General features: G+C 56.8%; 16 protein-coding genes. 13 read left to right on the top strand and 3 right to left on the bottom strand.

The window, feature by feature from the left end:
* Window positions 1-7 precede the first annotated feature (7 nt).
* From B1C80_RS19715 to B1C80_RS19755, 9 genes are all read left to right on the top strand, one after another.
* Window positions 8-1,783 (top strand): RagB/SusD family nutrient uptake outer membrane protein, encoded by a 1,776-nt coding sequence (locus tag B1C80_RS19715; RefSeq protein WP_077922932.1) that lies wholly within the window; start codon window positions 8-10, stop codon window positions 1,781-1,783.
* A gap of 37 nt (window positions 1,784-1,820) precedes the next feature.
* The gene (locus tag B1C80_RS19720; protein ID WP_077922933.1) at window positions 1,821-2,960 is read left to right on the top strand and encodes a glycoside hydrolase family 10 protein; all 1,140 of its coding nucleotides are present in this window, start codon (window positions 1,821-1,823) and stop codon (window positions 2,958-2,960) included.
* A 98-nt stretch (window positions 2,961-3,058) separates the two neighbouring features.
* Window positions 3,059-4,258 carry an AGE family epimerase/isomerase gene (locus B1C80_RS19725; protein WP_077922934.1) on the top strand — a complete coding sequence of 400 codons (1,200 nt, stop codon included), beginning with the start codon at window positions 3,059-3,061 and terminating at the stop codon, window positions 4,256-4,258.
* A gap of 222 nt (window positions 4,259-4,480) precedes the next feature.
* Window positions 4,481-4,978: a DinB family protein gene (locus tag B1C80_RS19730; RefSeq protein ID WP_077922935.1), complete on the top strand. Its 498-nt coding sequence runs from the start codon at window positions 4,481-4,483 to the stop codon at window positions 4,976-4,978.
* Between the two features lie 490 nt (window positions 4,979-5,468).
* Window positions 5,469-8,252, top strand: a complete 2,784-nt coding sequence (locus B1C80_RS19735; protein WP_077922936.1) for a substrate-binding domain-containing protein — start codon at window positions 5,469-5,471, stop codon at window positions 8,250-8,252.
* A gap of 191 nt (window positions 8,253-8,443) precedes the next feature.
* Window positions 8,444-9,769: a sugar porter family MFS transporter gene (locus B1C80_RS19740; protein ID WP_077922937.1), complete on the top strand. Its 1,326-nt coding sequence runs from the start codon at window positions 8,444-8,446 to the stop codon at window positions 9,767-9,769.
* 8 nt (window positions 9,770-9,777) lie between these two features.
* A complete protein-coding gene (locus B1C80_RS19745; protein ID WP_077922938.1) occupies window positions 9,778-10,671 on the top strand; it encodes a carbohydrate kinase in 894 nt (297 codons plus the stop codon).
* Window positions 10,672-10,690: 19 nt separating this feature from the next.
* Window positions 10,691-13,720 (top strand): TonB-dependent receptor, encoded by a 3,030-nt coding sequence (locus tag B1C80_RS19750; protein WP_077922939.1) that lies wholly within the window; start codon window positions 10,691-10,693, stop codon window positions 13,718-13,720.
* A 12-nt stretch (window positions 13,721-13,732) separates the two neighbouring features.
* Window positions 13,733-15,421: a RagB/SusD family nutrient uptake outer membrane protein gene (locus tag B1C80_RS19755; RefSeq protein ID WP_077922940.1), complete on the top strand. Its 1,689-nt coding sequence runs from the start codon at window positions 13,733-13,735 to the stop codon at window positions 15,419-15,421.
* 412 nt (window positions 15,422-15,833) lie between these two features.
* Here B1C80_RS19755 and B1C80_RS19760 read toward each other — a convergent pair whose 3' ends face one another.
* The 3 genes from B1C80_RS19760 to B1C80_RS19770 all read right to left on the bottom strand — a co-directional run bounded on the left by B1C80_RS19760 (window position 15,834) and on the right by B1C80_RS19770 (window position 20,906).
* Window positions 15,834-19,583, bottom strand: coding sequence for a GH32 C-terminal domain-containing protein (locus B1C80_RS19760; protein ID WP_077922941.1), 3,750 nt, complete (start codon window positions 19,581-19,583; stop codon window positions 15,834-15,836).
* Between the two features lie 337 nt (window positions 19,584-19,920).
* A complete protein-coding gene (locus B1C80_RS19765) occupies window positions 19,921-20,313 on the bottom strand; it encodes an enoyl-CoA hydratase/isomerase family protein (protein ID WP_236648845.1) in 393 nt (130 codons plus the stop codon).
* A gap of 203 nt (window positions 20,314-20,516) precedes the next feature.
* The gene (locus B1C80_RS19770; RefSeq protein ID WP_077922943.1) at window positions 20,517-20,906 is read right to left on the bottom strand and encodes a DoxX family protein; all 390 of its coding nucleotides are present in this window, start codon (window positions 20,904-20,906) and stop codon (window positions 20,517-20,519) included.
* A gap of 103 nt (window positions 20,907-21,009) precedes the next feature.
* Here B1C80_RS19770 and B1C80_RS19775 point away from each other — a divergent pair, with 103 nt between their 5' ends.
* The 4 genes from B1C80_RS19775 (at window position 21,010) to B1C80_RS19790 (ending at window position 24,245) form a co-directional block, all read left to right on the top strand.
* Window positions 21,010-21,348: a helix-turn-helix domain-containing protein gene (locus B1C80_RS19775; RefSeq protein ID WP_077922944.1), complete on the top strand. Its 339-nt coding sequence runs from the start codon at window positions 21,010-21,012 to the stop codon at window positions 21,346-21,348.
* 273 nt (window positions 21,349-21,621) lie between these two features.
* Window positions 21,622-22,296: a hypothetical protein gene (locus B1C80_RS19780; protein WP_077922945.1), complete on the top strand. Its 675-nt coding sequence runs from the start codon at window positions 21,622-21,624 to the stop codon at window positions 22,294-22,296.
* 56 nt (window positions 22,297-22,352) lie between these two features.
* A complete protein-coding gene (locus B1C80_RS19785; RefSeq protein WP_077922946.1) occupies window positions 22,353-23,387 on the top strand; it encodes a sensor histidine kinase in 1,035 nt (344 codons plus the stop codon).
* 90 nt (window positions 23,388-23,477) lie between these two features.
* Window positions 23,478-24,245, top strand: a complete 768-nt coding sequence (locus tag B1C80_RS19790) for a LytTR family DNA-binding domain-containing protein (protein ID WP_077922947.1) — start codon at window positions 23,478-23,480, stop codon at window positions 24,243-24,245.
* The last annotated feature ends 1 nt before the right edge of the window (window position 24,246 follow it).

The following is a 24,246-nucleotide window of genomic DNA, read 5'->3' on the forward strand; positions in this document are numbered from 1 at the left end:
CATCGCCATGAAAAAGACAGTTTCGATTATTGCGCTGGCCCTCCTGGCCCTGGGTTGTAAGGATTTTCTGGACCGACAGCCTTTAGATACCCCCTCCAGTGCCACCTTCTACGCCAACGAAGCCGAAATCCGGATTGGCCTGACGGGTGTCTACAACGCGGCTTTCTGGAACAGCCGCGGCAACGTACCCGACCTGAAACGGATTGAGGGTACTACCGATCTGATCATCTCCCGCAAAACCGACCCCGAATCGCTGGTGGCCATGGGAAACCAGGGGCCCTTCGTGATTGGCAACGCCATCTCTGAAACCGGCTGGCAGCAGGGCTACCGCCTGATTGCCCGGGCCAACGACCTGCTGGAGGGCATGAAACGGGGCCAGGCCAGAACCAGTAAGGCCAGCTACGACCGGATGCGGGGCGAAGCGCTAACCCTGAGGGCCTGGGCCTATCTGAACCTGATGACCTGGTACGGCAACGTAGTATATTACACCCAGCCGCTCCAGCCCGACCAGTACGAAACGCAGACCCAGACGCCTAAAGAAGAAATTGCCCGCGCGCTTTACAAAGACCTGGACGAAGCCTACACGGGGCTGGATCTGAACCCCGCCGAACGGGGCCGCATGAGCAAGCACATGGCGCTCGGAATCAAAGCCCGGCTGGCCATGCTGATCAAGGATTACGCCACGGCGGCTGAGGCTACCAACACCATCATAAAAAGTGGCAACCACAGCCTGAACCCCAACTATCAGGCACTGTTCACCCTGGCTGGACAAACCGCCAACGTGGGCCGCGAAGTGATGGGGCAGATGATGTACCCGGCCGAGAACCCGAATATCGCGTCGTGGCAGGTGGTTGGGTACACGCCCCGGCAGACCCTGGGTGCCCAAAGTAACAACTTCCCCACCCAGGCCATGGTCGATAAGTTCGAATGCATTGACGGCAAGCGGATCGATGAATCGCCCCTGTACGACCCGGCCAATCCGAGCCGTAACCGCGATCGCCGACTCCGCTGGACGCTCTACATGCCCGGCGATACCATTGAGGTCAGGATGGTGAAAGCCGCCAGCCTGCCGTATCAGAACCCCAATCAGCGGTTTATCTACAACATCCACAGCGACCAGATTTTTCGCTATAACTGGAACACCCAGCGCTATGATGTCATCAACGGCAACCCCGATTTTGTGACCTCATCCAACAGCGTCTGGCAGTTTGGGGCCACGGGGGCCGTGGGTGGCGTTGGTTACGTCTGGCGGAAATACAACGATCCCGACCAATACGTGTGGGAGTTGAAGACGCCGTTTATACTGATGCGTTATGCGGAAATCCTGCTGACGTATGCCGAAGCAAAAATCGAACAGAACCAGATCGACGCATCCGTTACCGACGCGATCAACGCGGTTCGTCGGCGGGCGGGTCAACCGGCGGCTACAGTAACGGATCAGGCCAGACTGCGGCAGCTGGTGCGTCGGGAGCGTGCGGTTGAGTTTGCTACCGAAGGACTCCGGCTGTTCGACATCCGGCGCTGGGAGATCGTCAAGGAAGTACTGAACGGACCTATTGTCGGAGCGGCCATCAACCCCGCCAACGTGCCGGCCATTCCGTCATTCGGGGCCAAAGGGTCGGTGCAGGATCTGAACGATATTCCCGATTATTCGGCCAGCATTGCCCAGCGGATTAAAAGCCGCAACGAGACCCGGCAGAACGTGGATAAACACGTGCTCTGGCCGATTCCGCAGGGTGAAATCGATAAAAATAAGGCTCTGAAACAGAATTCAGGCTGGTAATGACCTTGTCCAAGTAGTTAACGTACGCTCACGTCTCATGCAAAAATTTGTTCTTTTCACCCTGCTGTTTGTCCTGCCTGCCCTACTGGGGCAGTGCAGGCAGACGGCAGCGGTCGAGGCTGGTCCGGGCCGCCCACCCGTATCAACCCATTTGCGGGGTGTCTGGCTCACCAATGTGGGCAGCCAGGTCCTGAGTACCCCTGCCGGAATCAGGCAGGCCGTAGCAACCTGTCGGCAAAACGGCATCAACCACATCTTCGTGGTCATGTGGAACAAAGGCCGGACGTTGTACCCCTCGCGTGTGATGAAAAATACCTTCGGTATCGAAATCGACGAAACGCTCAGCGGTCGTGATCCGCTCCGCGAACTGCTGGATGCGGCTCATGCCGATTCGATCCGGGTATCGGCCTGGATGGAGTATGGCTTTGCTGCCGAAAACAATGGCTTCGGTGAACACATTCTCCGGCTGAAACCCCAATGGGCCGCGCTCGGTCAGGATGGGCGGGTGGTGGTTAAAAATGGGTTCAAATGGATGAACGCCCTCAACCCCGACGTGCAGGAGTTTATGCTGTCGCTGCTGAAAGAAGTGGCTACCAACTACCCCGACCTGGACGGTATTCAGGGTGACGACCGACTGCCGGCCCTACCCACCGAATGTGGCTACAATCCGGAAATACTGGCGGCTTACAAACAGGAAACGAACGGCTCGACACCGCTGGACCCGAAAACAGACACGAAGTGGGTAAACTGGCGGGCCGATCGGCTTAATCAGTTTGCGAAACGCCTGTATACCGAACTGAAAGCCATCCGGCCGTCTTTGCAGATTGCAATGGCCCCCAGCATTTACCCCTTTGCAAAAACTGAATATTTGCAGGACTGGCCAACCTGGGTGCAGAACGGATGGGTCGATCTGATTTCCCCACAGGTGTATCGGTACAACATCGATGCCTACCGGAATGAACTCGACAAAATCACGACCCAGCAGATTTCGGCCGACAAACTGCCCATCCTGGCTCCGGGGGTGCTGCTCAAGGTCGGAAGTTACAAGCCGACCCGTCAGTTTCTGGAGGCCATGATTCGCGAAAACCGACTGCATAAACTCAATCATGAAATCTTTTTCTATTACGAAGGCCTTACCGAGCAACCTGACTTTTTTAAAACCTACTCAACTAACTGACTGAATGTAAACTGGATACTGGCGACCCGTTCTCTCCTGCGCGTTGACGACGCTGACCAGTACACAGGCCTCATTCTCATTTTACACCATTATTTCACATGACTGTTTTAGACCGGTTCGCCGACCTGTACAAGCGCGAATTACTGACCAATATCATTCCCTTCTGGCAGGAGCATGCTGTTGATACCGAACAGGGCGGGTATTTCACCTGCCTCAACCGCGATGGGTCGGTTTTCGACACGGACAAGTTTACCTGGTTACAGGGTCGTCAGGTATGGACCTTTTCAATGCTCTACAACCTCGTCAGCCAAAAGCCCGAATGGCTCGACATGGCGCTGCACGGGGCCGATTTCCTGGAAAAGCACGGCCGTGCTCCCGATGGGTCCTGGTATTTTTCGACCACCCGGTCGGGCAAACCATTGGTGCAGCCCTACAACATTTTTTCGGATTGTTTCGCCACCATGGGGTTTGGGCAACTTTACAAAGCCACGAATACGGATCGCCATGCCGACATAGCCAAAACAACGTTTCACCAGATTCTCGATCGGCGGCATCAGCCGAAACGGGGCTGGGATAAAAGTGTGGCAGGCACGCGGCCGCTGAAGAATTTTGCCTTACCGATGATCCTCTGCAATCTGTCGCTCGAGCTGGAGCACTTACTCGATGCGTCGCTGGTGAGCGGCTTGATCGACGAGTGTATCCACGAAGTGATGGAGGTATTCTATGATGAATCGCTGGGGCTCATCCGCGAAAACGTGGCGCCGGATGGCTCCGTAGTCGACAGTTTTGAGGGGCGGCATCTGAATCCTGGACACGCCATCGAAGCCATGTGGTTCATCATGGATCTGGGGCAGCGGCTCAATAGGCCCGCACTGATCGAAAAGGCCAAAGAGCTGACCCTTCAGCATCTGGAGTACGGCTGGGACAAAACCCATGGCGGCATCTTCTATTTCCTCGACAGCAAAGGCTATCCGTCGCAGCACCTTGAATGGGACCAGAAGCTCTGGTGGGTCCACGTCGAAACGCTGGTGGCGCTGCTCAAGGGATACTATTTTACCAAAGATGAACGATGCCTGACCTGGTTCCAGAAGGTGCACGACTATACGTTCAACCACTTTCGCGATGCCGAATACGGAGAGTGGTTCGGCTACCTGAACCGCCAGGGCGAGGTACTGCTCCCATTGAAGGGGGGTAAATGGAAAGGCTGTTTTCACATTCCGCGGGCATTGTACCAGTGCTGGCAGGTGCTGGAGAAGATCGAAGCGAGTGCCCTTGCCCCCAATTCCTATACGGCCTGAGCATTGGCTGCTTTCTATTAGGTTGTCACGTCGCCCTGGCCAAGCTGTTGCCAGGGCGACGTTTTTTTAGGAATGCCCTGGGCAAATGCGGGACTGTACAACCGACGGTTGGTTGACGAAGATCTTTTCCGGCTGCGGAGATTCACTGCTGACATAGGGCTGTCATGGGTGGGCCGTTCCTTTGTAGGGTTAACTAACGGATAAACCTCCAGCAACGCAGACATGGAAAACACAACCCAAATTGAACCAGCACAGAATCAGGCGTTCCTCTCATCACAGCAACTGCTCGATCACTGGCAGGCGCACCGGCGGCTCACCCGGCGGCTGATCGAGGCCTTCCCCGCCGATCAGTTTTTCACCTATTCGCTGGGCGGCATGCGTCCCTGTTCCGAACTGATTGCCGAAATCCTGGGGATGACCGGAGCCGGCATGGAGGGGGTTCGGTCGGGCCGGTGGGATGCCTTTCAGACGATGGATGCCAGCAGTAAGGACGAGGTGCTGGCCCAGTGGGACCAGGTTACGGCCCAGATCGATACCATCTGGCCCCAGATTCCGACGAGCCGGTATCAGGAAGTAGATCTGGCCTTTGGCCTGTACGAAGGCACGATGTACTGGTTCATCCTGTACCTGATCGACAACGAGATTCATCACCGGGCGCAGGCCTACGTTTATCTGCGCACGTTGGGCATCGAACCCCCTGCTTTCTGGGACCGCTCGTAGCTGGTGAGCCTAAGGCGCTATGCCTGGACAACGGGTAGGACGACAGTACATGAATTGGCTTGTAAGCTATTGTTTTGTCATTCCGTCGAAGGAGGGATCTAAGCCTGTCTTTACCAGAGAGTCAGGAAGGTCTTAGCTCCCTCCTTCGCCGAAATGACAGGAAGCCGGAGGGCGACTTGTTTTTTACGGTAACGGATAACCTGGGCCTGTTTTTAATCGTGCTTTTTACCCAAACCGGTCGCCCGTTTTTACGGCTACTCGGGGGTATAGGTTGTGTCAAGGGAGGTTTTCCGGGAGTAGAATACCCGGGCTGTCGGGATGTATCTTACTGGTTACTTTGGCGCTATCGGAATTCACCGTCTTCTCACAACGTGCAATAGGTGTTGATTAGAGTTGTTTGGAGGACACAAATATGGATGGCTCAGATCGGTAAAAACTGTGCTTAGAAGAGCTATATTTGACCTGCGAATAGTTTTATTTCACCTACGTTATGGAAAATTCTACTGGCTTGTTGATCCGCCGGTATACTGGGTTGCTCACCCTGACCTGTATTTGCATAAGCTGCTTTCTGGCAGCCTGCTCCGCACCTACCCAGCCAACTTACCGCATTGGCTTCGCCCAGTGTACAGGCGGTGACGACTGGCGCCGGGCCATGCAGGAAGGTATGGAACGCGAACTGAGTTTCTACCCGAACGTTACCCTGCTGACTCGCGATGCGCAGAATAACAGCGCCCGTCAGGTCGAACAGATTCGCGACCTGCTGCGGGCCAATGTCGACCTGCTGATCGTCTCGCCCAACGAAGCCGAACCCATCACACCCGTTGTGGAAGAAGCCTTCCACCGGGGCATACCCGTTATCATCGTCGATCGCCGGACAACCTCGAAACTGTACACCGCCTATGTAGGCGCAAACAACACGGAAGTTGGCCAGACGGCGGGGCAGTATGTAAGCGATTTGCTGAAAGGGCAGGGTAACGTATTGGAAATCAAAGGGGCACGGGGAGCCTCGCCCACCGCCGACCGCCACATGGGTTTCGGTAAGACACTTAAGCCGGGCATCCGGGTTGTGGCCGAAGTGTCGGGTGACTGGGAGCGGGAATACGTACTGAAGCGGCTGCCTGCCGTGCTGAAGCAACACCCCGAGGTTGACCTTATTTTCGCGCACAACGACCGGATGGCGCTGGGTGCTTATCAGGTCTGCAAGCAGCTCGGTCTCGACCAGCGCATCAAGTTAGTGGGCGTCGATGGGCTGGCCGGACCAAAAGGCGGTATTCAGCTCGTTGAAGATGGCATCCTGAATGCCACGGTGCTGTATTCAACAGGGGGCGAAGAGGCCATCCGGACGGCGTTAAAAATCCTGCGCAAGGAGCCCTACGAGAAAGAAAACATTCTCGAAACGATGGTCATCAACCCGACCAACGTGCATATGCTCAAGGTACAGTCGGACAAGATCCTGAGCCAGCAGCAGGACATCCGGCGGCAGCAGGTGCTGCAAACCGAGCAGATGAAGCTGTACAAAAGCCAGAAAGTCGTACTCTACATCCTGGTTGTATCGCTGGTGGGGGCTATTCTGCTGGGGGCGGTGGCGTTTATCTCCCTCCGCGAAAACCGCGAAATAAACGGGCGGCTCGAACGGCAGAACGGTGAGATTCTGACCCAGCGCAACCAGATCATGGATATGGCCGAGCAGGCCCGCGAAGCGTCCGAAGCCAAGTTTCGGTTCTTTACCAACCTCTCGCACGAGTTACGTACGCCCCTGACGCTGATTCTGGGGCCTATCGAGGAATTAATGAAGGCCAGCCTGACATCGGCCCAGCAGCGGGATGTTCGCTTTGTGCGCCAGAATGCACTGCGGTTACTGCGGCTGGTCAACGAACTGATCGACTTCCGCAAGATTGAAGGGGGTAAAATGCCGATCCGGGCCACGGAGCAGAACATGATCACCCTGCTGCGGGAGATTATGACGGGCTTCGAGAAACCCGCCCGGCAGCGGAATGTCAGTTTACGGATGCTCACCGCCGAGCCGGAACTAAACGTCTGGTTCGACGCGGGCCTGCTCGACAAGGTGTTTTACAACCTGCTGTCCAACGCCTTCAAATTCACGCCCGATGGCGGTCACATCACCGTATCGGTACAGCGGCTCCCGGCCGAAAACGTGGTGCGGGTGCGGGTAGAGGACAGCGGACAGGGCATGACCGACGAAGAACGCCGGCACGTTTTCGAGTGGTTTTACCAGGGGAGCCAGCAACGCAGCTCGTCGGGGTCGGGCATTGGACTGGCCCTGGCCATGGAGCTGGTCCGGCTCCACCACGGCGATATCAGCGTGAGCAGCCAACCCGGCCAGGGCAGTACGTTCGATGTGCGGCTGCCGTTGGGAAACGCGCATTTTGGCCAGACCGAGACCGCGCTCCTCCCGCTGCCGTTGCCCGTAGCCGCCCGTAAACCGACCGAAGAGGAAACCGACATAGCCGATGAAAGCCCGGTAGAGAACGCCGGCAAACCCTCCGGTTTTTCGGTGCTGGTGATCGAGGATCATGCCGACCTGCGGGCGTTTGTCCGGCAGAAATTACAACCACATTACCAGATTCTGGAAGCCGCCGATGGGAATGCGGGCCTGCGCATGGCCTTCGATACCATCCCCGACGTCATCGTCTGCGACGTCATGCTGCCCGGACAAAGCGGCCTGGAGATCGTGTCGGCACTCAAGAACGACTGGCGCACCTCGCATATTCCCGTTATTATGCTGACGGCCCGGCAGGCCATCGAACACCAGCTGGAGGGCGTGCAGGCTGGCGCCGACCTCTACGTGGCCAAGCCCTTCCACGCCGATTTGCTGCTCGAAAACATCCGAACGCTGCTCCGCAACCGCGCTTACCTGCGGGAACACTACAAACGCGAGCTGTCCGTCGACACCACCCTCATGTCACCGCAGCGGATCGACCGGAAGTTTGTGCAGGAGCTGGCTGCGCTGGTCGAGGAACACCATACCCGTACCGACCTTAGCGTCGACGAACTGGCCCGCATCATGGGCGTCTCGCGGGTGCAGCTGTATCGGAAAGTGAAGGCGCTGCTGAACTGCAACGTCACGGACTATATCCAGAACATCCGCCTGACCAAAGCCCGGTACATCCTGCTTCACGAAAGCGTTACCGTGGCCGATGTAGCCTATCGCGTCGGGTTCTCGTCGCCTACCTATTTCTCCACCACGTTCAAGGCCAAATACGGAATCTCGCCGTCAGAGTTCAAACTGGGTAACGTAGCTGTAGCCGACTGAAACAATTCTGTATAGCCTGTATCAAAATTGAAGGTGAAAAGCGGCCTGTACAGACCTGAACGGGCCCAAAAAAAGGCAATCCGTTCTTAAACCCGGATTTTAGCTGCTGTATCAAACTTTAATTTTTTTGAGATACTTTTTAATTATTGCCGGGTGAGTGATGGGCCAATTTTGGGTCAAAATTCATCCCTATGCAAAATAGTAAAGTAGTATTCTGGTCGATTGTCGTGGCGCTGGGCGGGTTCCTGTTTGGCTTCGATACGGCCGTCATCTCCGGCGCGGAAAAGTCCATCCAGCGCCTGTGGGATCTCAACGTTTTTGAACACGGTTTTACCATTTCCATCGCCCTGATGGGTACCGTCGTCGGGGCGCTCTTCGGCGGCATTCCGTCCGATCGGCTGGGTCGGCGCAAAACGCTGCTCGGTATCGCGGTGCTGTACCTGATTTCGTCGGTCGGCTCAGCCCTCTCACCCGACTGGCCGCTCTTCCTGATTTTTCGTTTTCTGGGCGGGCTGGGCGTCGGAGCATCGTCGGTTACCGCCCCGCTTTACATTTCCGAGATTTCACCGGCCCGTTCGCGCGGCCGTATGGTGGCCCTCTTTCAGTTCAATGTCGTTTTCGGTATTCTGATCGCCTACTTGTCCAACTACCTGCTCGACGGGAGCGGGGAGTTCGCCTGGCGCTGGATGCTGGGCGTACAGGCGCTGCCGTCGCTGGCGTTCCTGGTCTTGCTGCTGAAGGTACCCGAAAGCCCGCGCTGGCTGATTCTGAAACAAGGAAAGGTCGACGAGGCCCGCGAAATTCTGCGCATCATCGAACCGGCAACGGTAGAAAACAGCGTGGCGGCCATCCTGACCGCCCAGGCGCTGGACACCGATGCGTCGGAGTCACTCTTCTCGGCCAAACACCGCCGGCCGGTGCTGCTGGCCATCATCTTCGCCATGTTCAACCAGGTGTCGGGCATCAACGCCATCATCTATTACACGCCACGCATCTTCGAAATGGCCGGACTGGGTGTCGGGTCGGCCCTGCTGTCGACGGCGGGCTTGGGGGTGGTCAACTTTGCCTTTACCCTGCTGGCCATGAACTTCATCGACCGCTTCGGTCGGCGGACGCTCATGCTGATCGGCTCGGTGGGCATCGTAGTTACGCTGGCGCTGGTGGCGCAGGCTTTTTACGAGATGCAGTTCAGTGGGTATACCGTCCCGGCGCTGTTGCTGGTGTACATCGCCTTCTTCGCCTTCTCGCAGGGGGCCGTCATCTGGGTGTTTATCTCCGAAATCTTTCCCAATTCGGTGCGGGCGCAGGGTCAGGCGCTGGGCAGCTTTACCCACTGGCTCATGGCCGCCGTCATCGCGTTTACGTTTCCCTACTTCGCCGAGCAACTGGGTGGTGGGCATACGTTCCTGTTCTTCTGCGCCATGATGGTGCTGCAACTCCTGTTCGTCTGGAAGTACATGCCCGAAACCAAAGGCACCAGCCTGGAGCAGATCGAAAAAACCTTAGTTGTTCACTGATTTACGCTATGACACCCACTATACTCTGTTTCGGCGAAACGCTCTGGGATGTGCTCCCAACGGGCAAACAGGCTGGAGGTGCGCCGATGAACGTGGCGGTCCACTGCCGCCATATCGGCCTTGACGCCCGGCTCATCAGCCGCCTGGGTTCCGACGCCCTGGGCGACGAACTGCTCGATTTTCTACAGGAAAAAGGGGTTGACCTCAGCCTCATCCAGCGGGGTAAAACGCACCTGACGGGCGTCGTAAAGGCGAACGTCAGCAATCGCAACGAGGTCACCTACCAGATCGTGCAACCCGTTGCCTGGGACTACATCCAGTACGACGATGAACTGGCCCGGCTCGTAGCCGCGTCCGACGCCTTCGTGTTCGGTAGCCTGGCCGCCCGCCTGCCTGTCTCCCGCGAAACGCTCTACCGCCTGCTCGACCACGCCCGGCTGGCGGTCTTCGATGTCAACCTGCGGGCTCCGCATTACACGGCCGAGACCGTCGGCTATTTGCTGGAGCGGACCCACATCGCCAAGATGAACCACCACGAGTTGGCCGACCTCGCAGGCTGGTTTACCCCGGGACTGACTGGCGAAGCGGCCATGCGGGCCCTGACCGATCAGTTTGGCCTGTCGATCCTCTGCGTAACGCGGGGCGAAAACGGCGCGGCCCTGCTCGTGAATGGCCAGTTCTACGAACACAATGGCTACCCGGTCGAGGTCGTAGACACCATCGGCAGTGGCGACGCCTTTCTGGCAAGCCTGCTGCGGGCTTACCTGGCCCAAACCGCCCCTGAAACCTGGCTGCCGGTAGCCTGTGCGGCCGGGTCGCTGGTGGCCACCTGCCGGGGAGCTACCCCCGACCTGTCGCTGGCCGCCCTACACCAGTTTATGCACCAAACAACTACCGTTTAACCCTTAATTTTTTCAGACTATGCAAAAACGACTATGCTTACTGCTGGTACTGCTGAGCCTGAGCCATGCGCTATGGGCGCAGGTTCGCGTGAGTGGTACCGTAACCGGCCGAACAGATGGAAAACCCATTCCCGGCGTAACCATCCTGGAGGTGGGCACCAACAACGGCACCACCACCGACATCAACGGCGGCTTCGCGCTGACGAGCCCGCCGAATGCGACACTGCGATTTTCGTTCGTCGGTATGAAGCCGTATGACCTCAATGTGAAGGGGCTTACCTCACCCGTCAGCGTATCGCTGGAAGAAGATCCCGCTCAGCTTAGCGAAGTTGTTGTCACGGGCTATAAAGAAGAACGTCGGCGCGACCTGACCGGGGCGGTGGCCGTGGTGAACCTGAAGCAGACGCTTCAGGAGTCGAACGCCAACATCCTCTCGTCCCTGCAGGGCCGGGTGCCGGGTGTGGTGATTCAGTCGGACGGAACGCCGGGCGGATCGGGCACGGCGATCCGGATCCGGGGCTTTTCGACCATCGGCGCCAACGGGCCGCTATTCGTCATCGACGGCGTACCGACAACCTACTCCGGTGCGCTGAACCCCAACGATATCGAGTCGATTCAGGTACTGAAAGATGCCGCTGCTGCGTCGATTTACGGGTCGCGGGCATCCAACGGGGTTATCGTCGTCACGACCAAGCGGGCCTCCTCGCCCGAGCCAAAGATTACCTTCGACACGTTCTACGGCGTGCAGACGCTGCGCAACCGCATCGAGATGCTGAACGCCAATGAGTGGGGTCAGGTTTACTGGCAGGCGCAGCGCAACTCCGGCCTGACACCCTCTCATCCGCAGTACGGCAACGGCGCCCAGCCGGTAATTCCCCCGTTTATCGATGCCGAAAACACCATCCCGGCCAGTAATACCGACTGGTTGGGTGCGGTCTTCAAACCGTCGCAGATACAGTCGTACAACCTCGGGCTGAGCATGGGCGGCACCAAAGGCAAGCTGTACACCGGCCTGAACTACGTGCGCGACAACGGCATTCAGCAGTACACGAACTATAACCGGCTGACGCTGCGGCTGAACAGCGATTACACGGTGAAAAACCGGCTGACTATCGGCGAAAACCTGCAGGTGGCCCGCTTCGGAGAAGTAAAAGCCAACGTGACCCACGACGCCATTTTTCAGCACCCGCTGATTCCGCTCTACGACAATGCCGGTAACTTTGGCGGCCCCACCGACGGCCTGGGCGACAAGCTGAACCCGCTGGGCATTTTATCGCGCAACCGCGATAACCAGTCGCGCAACTGGCGCATTCTGGGTAATGTCTATGCCCAGTTGAATCTTATGAAAGGGCTGAACCTGCGCACCTCCTACGGCGTGGATTACAACAATGGGTACGCCCGCAACTTCGAGCCGCGCTTTAAGGAAGGCCGGTTCAACATCGTCGAAAACTTTCTGACAACCGCCTACAGCGAGGGCCTGGTGGGAACGTGGTCGAACACGCTGAATTTTCAAAAGACCGTTGGCGAGGCTCACAACATCGGCTTTCTGGCGGGTGTCGAAGCCATTCAAAGCCAGAGTGAGAGCTTCTCGGCACGCCGGAAGAACTTCCTCGTGCAGGATTACGACTACGCGTACCTGGGCGCTGGTACGGATTTGCAGGCGGCCGACGGGGGCGGAAGTCGCTACAGCCTGCTCTCGCAGTTTGGCAAGCTCGACTATAGCTACCGGGAGAAGTACCTGTTCTCGGCCACCATCCGGCGCGACGGGTCCAGCCGGTTCGGAGCCAACAATAAATACGGCGTATTCCCGGCTTTTTCGGCGGGCTGGCGCATCAGCGATGAATCGTTCCTGAAAGACAATCGCTACGTCAGCGACCTGAAGCTGCGGGCGTCGTGGGGCCGGACGGGCAACCAGGAAATCGGTGATTTTACCACGCTGAACTTCTACCGCACGAGCGGTGAATTTGGGAACTACGACCTGGGGGGCGGCAACACCAGTGCCGTGCCGGGCTACTACACCGTGCAGATCGGCAACAACAACCTGCGTTGGGAAAGCAACACCCAAACCAACATCGGTCTGGACGCGTCGCTGTTCAACGGCAAACTGTCGCTCACGGCCGATTACTTCGACAAACGCACCGACGGGATGCTGATCAACCCGACGCTGCTAGCGGTTTACGGGCAGGGCGCCCCGCCGTTCATCAACGCTGGCCAGATGCGGAACCGGGGTTTTGAAGCGCTGGTAACCTACCGGGGCAACGTGCGCGACTTCAGCTACAGCGTCGATCTGAACGCGTCGACCTACCGCAACCAGGTGCTGAGCCTGGGCGAAGGTAATGAGTTCTTCCTGGGCGCGGAAGCGAACCGCATCGTGCCGGGTCAGCCGCTGTCGGTGTTCTATGGCTGGGTAGCCGATGGGCTGTTTCGGTCGCAGGCCGACGTAGATGCCCACGCTACCCAACCAGGCAAAGCCCCCGGTCGGATTCGGTACAAAGACCTGAACGGCGACGGGACCATCAATGACCAGGACCGGACGTACATCGGTAACCCGCACCCGAAACTGCTGGCCGGTATGAACCTCTCGGCCCAGTACAAGGGCTTCGATGTCAGCGTGTTCGCCAGCGGTACGTTTGGTAACGACGTATACAACACCTTCCGCAAACTGACCGACTTTGCTTACTTCCCGTTCAACTTCGGCCGGCAGACACTCAACGCCTGGACACCCGAAAACCCCGGTGCGTCGGTTCCGGCGGTGAACATCAACAACCCCAACGACGAGCTGCGGGCGTCGAGTTACTTCGTAGAGAACGGCTCCTTCGTGAACCTCAAAAGTCTCGTGCTGGGCTATACGCTGCCCGCGCCCGTTACGAAGCGCCTGAACATCGACCGGCTGCGGCTGTATGTGCAGGGGCAGAACCTGTTCATCATCACCAACTACCAGGGCATGGACCCCGAGGTAGGGGCTCGGGGGCCCCTCGACCTGGGCGTCGATACCCAGCTTTACCCGCACTCGCGTGCCATCAACTTCGGCCTGAACCTCGCCTTCTAACAAAAGACACTTATGAAAACACATACCTATTGGCTCTTTAGCGGCCTGTTGCTGGTCAGCTCGGCCTGTGATACCGATTTTCTGGACCCAAAACCCCAGGGCGTCTTAGCCGAGACCCTGCTGACGACTTCGAAAGAAGGGGTCGATGGCCTGGTTGCGATGGCTTATTCGTCGCTCGATACCCACTTCGAAGGCATGTGGCCCGACTTTTTCCACCCGCCCTCCAACTGGAGCTTCGCCGACATGCGCTCCGACGATGCCTACAAAGGCGGGGGCGGCACGGGCGACATCATCGAATACCACCAGCTGGAAATCGGGGAGATCAGCGCCAACAACATGACGCTGGAGAAGAAGTGGCGCAGTAACTACATCGGCATCGCCAACATCAACAAGGCGATTCGGGCCCTGAATGGCATCGCCGACAGCCAATTTCCCAATAAAAAGGCCCAGCTGGCCGAGATGCGGGTGCTGCGGGGCTACTTCTATTTCGACCTGAAGAAGCACTACTACACCTTCCCGTATATCGATGAAACGGTAGCCGACGCGGATTTGGGTACGGTGGGCAACACGCTGACCTCAGAGCAGCTCTGGCAGAAAATCGAAGATGATTTCCGGCTGGCCATCGCCGACCTGCCCGCCACGCAGGTGCAGAAAAGCCGGGCGAACAAGTTTGTCGCCCATGCCTTTCTGTGCAAGGCCTACGTGTTCCAGCGGAAGTGGCAGCCAGCGCTGGAGCAGGCCAACCTGGTGACCAATTCGGGCCTGTACGGACTACTCGACAACTTCGAGAAAGTATATTCGCTGCCCGAGTTTGAACACGGGCCGGAGTTTATCTTCTCCATTGCCCATTCCATTACCGACGGGTCGCCGGTGGGTAACCTGAACTGGGGTGATCTGCTCAACTCGCCGGTATCGCCCGCCTATACCGCTGGCGACGGATTCCACCGCCCCAGCCAGAACCTGGTCAATGCATTCAAGGTAGACGCGAATGGCCTGCCTCTGTTCGATACGTTCAACCAGACCAATCTCGCCCCGAGCGACGTAACGACGCCCGTTGACCCCCGTCTCGACCACGCCATTGGTCGGCCGACCATTCCCTGGAAGGACTACAAAGCGGGTGTTTATACGCTGAGCTGGGCGCGGGGGGCTGAGGTCTACGGGCCGTTCTCGAAAAAGAAGAACATTATTTCGCCCAACTCACCCCTGCGGGCGGCCATCGGCTTCCCCTGGGCGCTGGGTGCACTCGACTTCCCGCTGATCAAGTACACCGACCTGCTTCTCTGGAAGGCTGAAGCCCTTGTTGAATTAAACCAGCTGGAAGAGGCCCGGCAGATCGTAAACCAGATTCGCAAAAGAGCCGCTGATGCCCCCAACGTGCTCAAACTCGACGGTAGCGGCCCGGCTGCTACGTATAAAATTGGGTTGTACCCAACATCGGGCTGGACGCAGGACTATGCCCGCCGGGCCGTCCGGTTCGAGCGTCGGCTGGAGCTTTGCCTCGAAGGACACCGGTTCTACGATCTCGTGCGCTGGGGCGAAGCCGATGCCGTGCTAAACCGTTATTTGCAGGAAGAAACCAGAACACGCCCATTCTTAGCTGGCGCTAAGTTTCTCAAAAACAAGCACGAGTACCTGCCCCTGCCGCAGAGCGAAATCGACCGCAGCAAAGGTATTTATGTGCAGAATGAGTTCTACCGGTAACGGTTTCTCCCGTCAATAACCCGCTTCCGTCTTTCGATAGCAGGCCATACAACCGGCCCGTTATGGAAGGACGGAAGCATTGCGTTTAGGGGTGGGGGAGTTTACGCTATTAAACAAGGGGGGCTGAGTACAAGAGGTTTATATAGGAGTTCTTACCCGGCGGGATACCCCCGCCCATTACATTCGAACCATCGGCTTACCATCGGCAGGCCCAATGAAGGAGAGTTCGTTGAGACAAGTCTAAACCTGTCAACGGTTTGGTTATGTCAAGAATTCGATGTTGTCATCCAGGCGGCACGGTTCTACCGAAGGGATGACAAAAAGGCATAATGTATGGTAATCAAAATATAGTATTGATATAAAAACGCCCGGCCTGTCAGAACAGGTCGGGCGTTTTGTTGTGCGAACCCCGTTACTCCACGGCAATCTTGGTTGTCATGACCCGGGTTTTGCCGGATACTTTTACGACGTAAAGCTGGCCGGATTGCATCATGCCTTTGGTGGCGTACTGGTACGTGGGTACGGCCCGGAACGAGCGAAGGTCTACCGTCCGTCCGTTCAGGTCGATGATTTCTACCGTTACTTCCTCATCGGCAAATCCGCCCAGAGCCAGCGTGAATTGCTCGCGGATGGGATTGGGGTAAGCCCGAATGACTGCCCCGCGTTCATCGGTCGACATGATGATGCCGGGTGATGTGGTTTGTCCCGACGTGCCTCCGTCGCGGATGGGAATCACGATGTTGTCGATGTTAAGGTGGCCGAAGCCGCCCGTGGCGTTGTCGACGATTTTCAGGTAGCAGCTGGTGCCGATGTACGCGCTGGCGTCCAGCAGTTTCGGGGCGTAGCCTTCGTCGTTCAGAGCGGTTACTTTCATCAGGACTGCGTTGTCGGAGGCCCGCACCAGCGCCACATACAGGTTGTTCAGGTCCTTACCGCCCCCCAGCAGAAACGTGATTTTTCCATCGCCCCCCAGGACGAAGTTGGGCGTTTTCAGCTCGCCGGTCTGGGTGTCACCGCCGTCTTTGAAGCCCCAAAGATGTCGCAGCCCCTGCTGGTTGAACGGACCACCCCAGCCCCAGCCGGTTTCGGTAGCGATATCACCCAGACTAAACGCCTGTCCGGTTACGATCAGGTCGTCGAAACTGATTTGCTCGAAGGTGTACTTTCGATAGGTCGTGGGCATAGCCGCCGTAACGGTCAGCGTACACTGGGCGGTGAAATTGCCTTGCTGGGTCGTAACCTTAATGGTCGTGGAACCCGCTGCTGTAGCCGTCACGTTACCCGACGCATCCACGGTTGCCACGGCCGTATTGGACGACTGCCACGTCAGGGCCGGGTTGGTCGCGTTGGGAGCCTGCACGGTGGCGTAGAGAGTGGCTTTGTCGCCCGCGGGTAAGGTCAGGCTCTGCTTGTCGAGGGTAACACCCGTTACGGCTACCCGCACGGGAATCACGATGTCGTCGATGTTGAGGTGGCCAAATCCACCCGTGGCGTTGTCGACCATTTTGAGGTAGCAGGTCGTGCCGATGTGCCCCGATCCGTCGAGCACAACCCGCTGATACGCTTCGTCGTTCTGACCGGTGGCTTTCGTCAGCACGACACCATCCGACGCCCGAACGAGTGCCACGTAGAGGTTGGCGAGATCGTTACCACCCCCCAGCAATAGACTCACTTTACCGTCGCCCCCCAGGACGAAGTTAGGTGTTTTTAGTTCGCCGGTTTGAGCATCTCCGCCGTCTTTAAAGCCCCACAGGTGCCGGATGCCCTGTTGTTGAAACGGTCCGCCCCAGCCCCAGCTATTGTCGGTGGTCAGGTCGGCGACGGTGAAGGCTGTGCCCGTTGTGGTCAGGTTCTGCAGGCCGCCCGTTTCAAAATCATAGCGCCAGTAATCGGGTCGGGGGGCGCCATTGGTCGTGTCGGGAACGGCGCGCTTCATGCCCCAGCTTTCCACCGTCCGAAACGTGACCGGGCCGCCCTGCGCCACCAGCTCGACGCCCTCGCTGCTGGCCATCGTCGGGTAAAACCGGTTAGAGAAGGCAGCCGCGTCGTTGATGAATACGTCCATGATGGACCCGTCGAGGAAGATGTGGAACTTGTGCGGCTTGCCGAAAGCCACTACGTCGTAACTGCCCTGTAACACTACCTTTTCTTCGTCGTTCGTGGCCGTGGTCGAGGCTGTTTTGTCGAGCACGATTTTCTGCTGCTGCGCATCGTAATACAGGCCCGTCAGTTCGTTGCGGTTGGTCGAGATTCGGAAGTTCAGCCCGTATTTCGTGGCGGTGGTATTCGTATCCACGTAGGCAATGATTTCCAGTTGCTTGCCGCGGGTGTTCGCCAGGGCTGACGTGCCGGTAACCGTCCGGTCGGTGTATTTCTGGTAGGTGTCGGGCTTACGAAGGTTGGCCTGGTCGGGCAGGGGTTTCTGGCCAAGCGTTTTGCCGTCGGGGCGCAGGTACCAGACGCGGGGCAGCGTGAACAGGTGGCACCAGCCCGCATCCAGCTGAGCCTGCGACGACCGCCGTTCATCGACAATTCCGATGCCGACGAGCTGGTTTTTGTAATCGCGCTCGGTAGTGGGCGACAGGTGGCCATGAATCACATCCAGAAATTTCGGTTGGGCGTAGTCGGGGGTAAACTGCCCGTTCTGGAAGGTGCCTGTCCAGTAGACGGCCCGCGTGTAGTTGGTCGGGCCGTACTTGCCCACGTTGCCGCCGATGGGGTTAACCACCAGCGCGTATTTGCCCCCGCCGAGCGACTCGAACACCGGCATCTCCCAGATGGCCGAACCGATGTCCATCTGGCTGTACGGTATCGTCGAGAACGTTGGCTGATAGGTCCAGTTGACGAGGTCGGTAGAGGTGTAATACGCCAGTCCGCCGTAGCCGTTCAGGGCCGCGCCGATGAGCATTCGCCAGGTGCTGCCGTCTTTCCAGACGAACGGGTCGCGCAGGTCGTTGACATTCTCTTTGCTGATGACGGGGCCACTTTTGCGCCAGTTTTCGAGCTTCGCGTCGTCGCTGATGGCCAGCGCAATGCCGGGGTTGTACGAGCCGCCGTGGTTGACATTGGTATAAAACGCGTACGCTTTATTACCGTCCATCACCACGTCCCCCGACCAGATGCCTTTCATGTCGTAGCCGTTGGTAGCCGACCATTCCAGTGTGGGCCAGAGCGCGTCTTTAGCGTGATACCAGTTGACGAGATCCCGACTGACGGTATGGCCCCAGTGCATAAGCGTTTTGAACGGGCCGTTGGGTGTTCGTTGATAAAACAGATGGTAGGCCCCGTTATGCTTTACCAGTCCGTGCGGTTCGTTGGTCCAGTTGGCGGGGGGCAGGGCATGGAACAGGGGCCGATTAGGGTCATTGGCAAAACGGGAGAGGGGTACATCCAGCGAGCGGGTGCCCAGCGCGCGGGCCGTGGCAGCACCCTGCTGGTAGTTCGTCTGAATGGTGGAGGCTGATAGGGCCCCGGCGTACAGCTTGGTATCATCAACAGCCGCGCTCAGGGCATTGAGCAAAAAGATACCGTCGCGTTTGTCCACATTACTCTTGCCGACAAACATGGGCACATTCGCTTCCGTAACGTCGCTGTTGACGGGGATTGCCGTGCTGGCTACCTCTGCGCCGTTCAGGTATAATTTCAGGGTGCCGCCGGGTGAGTTCACCACCGCGACTACGTGTGTCCATTCGTAGAGCGGAAACGGTTTGGGGGCCTGGCAGGCGTAGATCTGTCCATTCAGGCTCACGGTAAAGGCCCAGACGCCGAATGCATTGAGACTGAGCTGGTACCCGTTGGCCCCGCTGAACTGACTGATCAGTGCCGAAGGAGTCAGGTTGGCGTAGGGCGTTTCGGCGTCGGACGGATAACTTTCGAGGTTCACCCAGGTCTCGACCGTTAACTGTTTGGTGAAGTTGTGGGTGAAATTACCCGTCACCCAGGTCGAAAAGCCATCGAGCCGGAGTGCGTTGCCGTTGATGCCCGCGACTCGTTCCGGTTTGTTGAACTGATTGACGACCGAAAATGATGCGCTGTTGGCGGCATTGACGGTCGTGGTTGTGCCGGTGGCTTCGTTGTAAGCGAAGTGCAGCACCGGCGTTTGCGCCGAGGCCAACCCGCTCACCAGGCTACCGACCAGCAGAGAAAGGGTAGAGGTTTTCATGGGAATAACGTTTTCCCAAAACTCAGCCTCCTCTGACCGACAATAGTTAAATTATCTCCCAAAAAAATTAAATTTTGTTTCGAGTGCTTTTTCGGTGCTCCATCTGTAAATGCAGGCCATTAGCGCTATACTGACAGCCCAGATTGTTAGTACTGGTGTTCACGTATGTTACAGCTATTTAAGTAATGATACGTCCTGCTTGATCCAATCACCTGTATCACTTTGTAAGAGCGTATCGATTCGATGTGCGTTCTGTTGGGGCTCGGGCTGTAAACCGGCTTCTCCCATCATCCTCATAGAAAAATAGGATGTAAAGCCTGATGACCAGTTGGTTTACCTATTTGATGAAAGTAGCCTGGTCAGTCGTTGAGCGGGTCAGTTGCGGTATACGCAAAAACTGTTCAGCCAGCGTCCTGGCTCGTTCCATCAGCAAAACAACTGGGGGCAGCACCTCGGCTACTACCCCCAGTTGTTTTGCTTCCTGAGCCGAAAGGGACTGCTGGGTGTAGAGAAAATACCTGGCCCAGTAGTCACCGATGGCCCGTGTCCAGACTGTCTGGATGCCGTCGCCCGGAACAATGCCGAAGGTCAGGTGTGGAAAGTCCTGGAAGTAAGCCGATTCCGAAGCCAGAATCACGTCGGCTGTCAGGGCATATTCGGAGTGTACGGTGGCTGGGCCGTTAATGGCTGCGATTACGGGTACGCCAATGGCGGCCAGGTTCTGCAACACCTGCTGGCCTTCCCGTCGACTACCAGAAAAAGTATAAGCCTGAACAGCTGGACGAATACCGCAACCGGTTCCAGGAATACAAGGCGCGAAAACAGGCCCGGAAATACTAGCGGGACAGCTAGTACCGTGGCGTGTAATTTACCCATTTGGGGAGTACCGAAAACACCTTCGAACCCATGAGCCCAGTTGACCACCACGTGGGTTTAGGTTGCACGGCCCCAGGCCACAAACGCGGCCAGTCCCATAAAAACCAGATTGACGCCAATCAGGGAGGCCTCCCCCCGGGAAAGGTGAAGGACAATTGCTCCAATCATCAGCCCGATTATTCCAACTGCTGCCAGGGATGTCACCCGCGGGCGGACGTTGAGCAAGGAGGGTAGAACCAACCCGATGGCGCCTAATCCATCCAGCAAAGCCGTCAAGTTGACAAAGGCCTTGGGGAGCTGAGCCGTCCAGGGCCACATGGCGGCCAATTGGGCGGTGGGCGAAAACAGCTTCAGGTAAGCAGCCCAAATTAGGCTGCTGGCCAGTACGATTTGGACAAGCCATAAACTGATGTGCAGAAGCCGGACAGATGATTGTAAGGGACGCATAGCTAACAGAGGTTGGTGGCTACAAATCTATTTACCTTTGCCAGGCAGTACATGGCACTATACCAACAGATAGTGCTATCCATTAAGATAGTAATCGATACTTATGCTGAACGGAACAACGTGCCCGGCGAGCCTGCTGTCCATCAAAGATGCGCTGGAAGTGCTGGAGGGGAAATGGAAGCTCCTAATCTTGTTTGTGCTCTCCTCGGGTCCCAAACGGTTCAGCCAGCTGAGTCGGGAGATCAAGGGCATTTCGGATCGAACACTCTCTAAAGAATTAAAACTTCTGGAGATGAATCAGCTCGTGACGCGTACGGTAACGCATACACCCCTGCCGGAAGTCCATTACGAGATTACGCCACATGGCCGCTCGTTAGCGGCCGTGCTGGATGAGTTGCACAAGTGGGGCCTGCTGCATCGGAGTGAAATCATTCGTGACTAACCGGTTTGGCCGATCAGACAAACGGGTCTGGGATACCACCGAACAAGACGAGGTTTATACCTATGGCCGCTCATATCCACCGTGGTGTTCAGGGGCGTTACTTCAGCCAGCCGTAGGGCAGTTGCGCTGACGGTTCAGCTTACCCCTTTCTGAAAACGCTTCGCCCCCTCGTTACCGACGTTTCGCCCCCGAACCACTTTTGGTGCCTTTGCTCTTTCACCAGTTTTGAGCCGTCAATAAGGAAAAAGACGATAACCAAAACAGAGAAAGATCATGAAAAACCGGACGATTACCTTCCTCGCATTTCTGGCATTTAGCGCATCGGCCTGGGCTCAGGATACGCAGCGGGTTAACTTCCCCTATTCCAATCGGCTAACGCTGGGGGGCGGAGTCAGCCAACTGTTACTGGGCGGCTTTAACGTGCAGGCCGAATACACCACCAAACGCCTGGTTTTCGATTATTCGCACGGCTTCAATATCAGGCTAAGCGGCCAGGCAGCGTCACTGGTCGCGCAGGATCAGAAGCTCAACGAAACCCTGACCTCAACGCTGGGTATCGGCATCGGCTATCGGCTGACCCCCACGCTTGATATTCGGTTTGAACCGAAGCTGCATTATTACGAGGTAAACTACAACGGAGAGTCCGATGCCGGCAGCGCGTTACTGACCTCGTACAAAACCGTTACGCTCGGCTTGGGGGCCTATTACCGCTACTACCCATTCCGCCGACAAAACAATGCCCTGGCGGGTATCCTGGTTATGCCCAGCCTTCGGTTCTGGCCCAACGTCTGGAGTTCGCTGGACGATAACAAATTAACCTACCTGAACAAAGCGACGAACCGAACCGAAACCTATAAAGCGGCTCCCCAGGGCTTTCCCGGTACGAATGGGCTGCTGGCCAACGTGACGGTTGGCTACACCTTCGGACTGCATAAACCGAATCGATAGGGGAGAAAATCGTATCTTTCAACACCTTCTTGTGCAGACTAATCCAGCGACAGTCAATGGAAGCGACTCCCTACAGACTGAATGACGGCAAATTCCGACTGATTGGTATTCCGCTCATCAGTTGTGTGGTTCCAGCCATCCAGCACTTCGACGATTTCCGGCAGTTGAATACTACGTTCGGTATGTATCTGCTTATTTCCGTCTGTACCACGCTGATGTTATGGGAAGGTAACCGGTTGATTATTACCCAGGCCCGTCGCGCTTTCCCAAGCTATAGCCAGACGACCCAGCGGCTACTGACTGAAGCAGCCGCTGGGCTCCTGTTCACGCTGGTGGCCACGTTTCTGCTGGATCAGATTTTGTGTAAAGGTATTCTCCATAAAGAGGAACTGCTCATCGGGTTTCGCAGGAGCCTGGTTCCTACCATACTGGTGTATCTGATTTACGAAGCCATCTACTTTTTTGAGGCCTGGAAGGAGAACGTCCGGAAGACCGAGTCGCTTGCCCGGGAGAGCGTACAGTCGCAGCTGGAAGTGTTGAAAAATCAACTCGACCCCCATTTTCTGTTCAACAGCCTGAACACACTGGCGGCCCTGATTGATGACGAGAACATCGACGCCCAGCAGTACCTCGAACGGCTCTCCGACGTATACCGCTATGTGCTGGTCAGCCGCCACAAGAACACGGTGCCTCTGGAAGAGGAAATCGCTTTCCTGGATGCATACGTGTATCTGAACAAAATTCGCTTCCGGGATAATCTACAGGTTGACAAACAGCTCTCGCCAACCGCCTATCGTCAGTACGTTACGCCCCTCAGTCTGCAAATGCTCATCGAGAATGCCATTAAGCATAACGTTGTGTCGAAAGAAAACCCCCTGAAAATCAGTATTCAGCAGGAAGGCGATCAGTATCTGGTCGTTGAAAATACGATTCAGGAGAAAACCATTCTCCGGAGCGACGGCCGGGACGAGTCGACCCGGGTAGGTTTGCAGAACATCATCAATCGATACAGTCTGCTTACCGATCGGCAGGTGGAGATTATCCGGACTGGTGGCCTGTTTACCGTTAAGATTCCGCTCCTGCTAAGTTAGCGAATCATTGATTGAGCGAATGGTGACTGGCTGGCCCTGCTCATCTACATTCACTCAATCAGTAAGTTGCACGTTCATTCATTGGAAAAAATGAAAGTACTGATCATCGAAGACGAGTACCCAGCCGCCGAACGACTCGAGAAACTGATCCGTAAGCTGGATGCCCGTATCGAGATTGTGGGCGTGCTGGATAGTGTGGCTTCGGCGAAACAATGGTTTGCAGCGGGGCAGACGGTGGCGTTGATTCTATCGGATATTCAGCTTTCCGACGGCTTAAGCTTCGAGATCTTCGAGGCTTTCCCGGCCCATAGTCCGATCATTTTCACGACGTCTTACGATGAATTCGCCATCAAAGCCTTTCGGGTCAAAAGCATCGATTATCTGCTGAAACCGATCAAGCTGCCTGAGCTGGCAGCGGCTATCCAGAAATACGAAGCGCTGAAACTGGAGTTTTCCCCACTGGCCTACGCTAAAAAAGTGGAATCACTCCTCGACAGCCTGGAGATGAGCCGCCGGCCGCACAAAACACGCTTTCTGGTGAAAAATGGGGAGCAGCTCATTCCCCTGTCGCAGGACCAGGTGGCGTATTTCTACACTGCCAATGAGCTGGCCTGCCTCGTCGGTCGCGATGGGCGGCAGTATCTGGTCGATTACACGCTGGAGGAACTGGAAGCGCTCGTAGACCCGAATCAGTTCTTTCGGCTCAACCGGCAGTTCATCGCGCAGGTGACGGCGATCCAGAAAATACATACCTATTTCAACGGCAAGCTTAAAGTTGACCTGCGGCCCGAAACACCCCAGGAAGTACTCGTCAGCCGCGAGAAAGCACCGGCCTTTAAAGCCTGGCTGGACCGCTAGT

It is taken from the genome of Spirosoma sp. 209, from assembly GCF_002006735.1.
Taxonomy (GTDB): Bacteria; Bacteroidota; Bacteroidia; order Cytophagales; family Spirosomataceae; genus Spirosoma; species Spirosoma sordidisoli.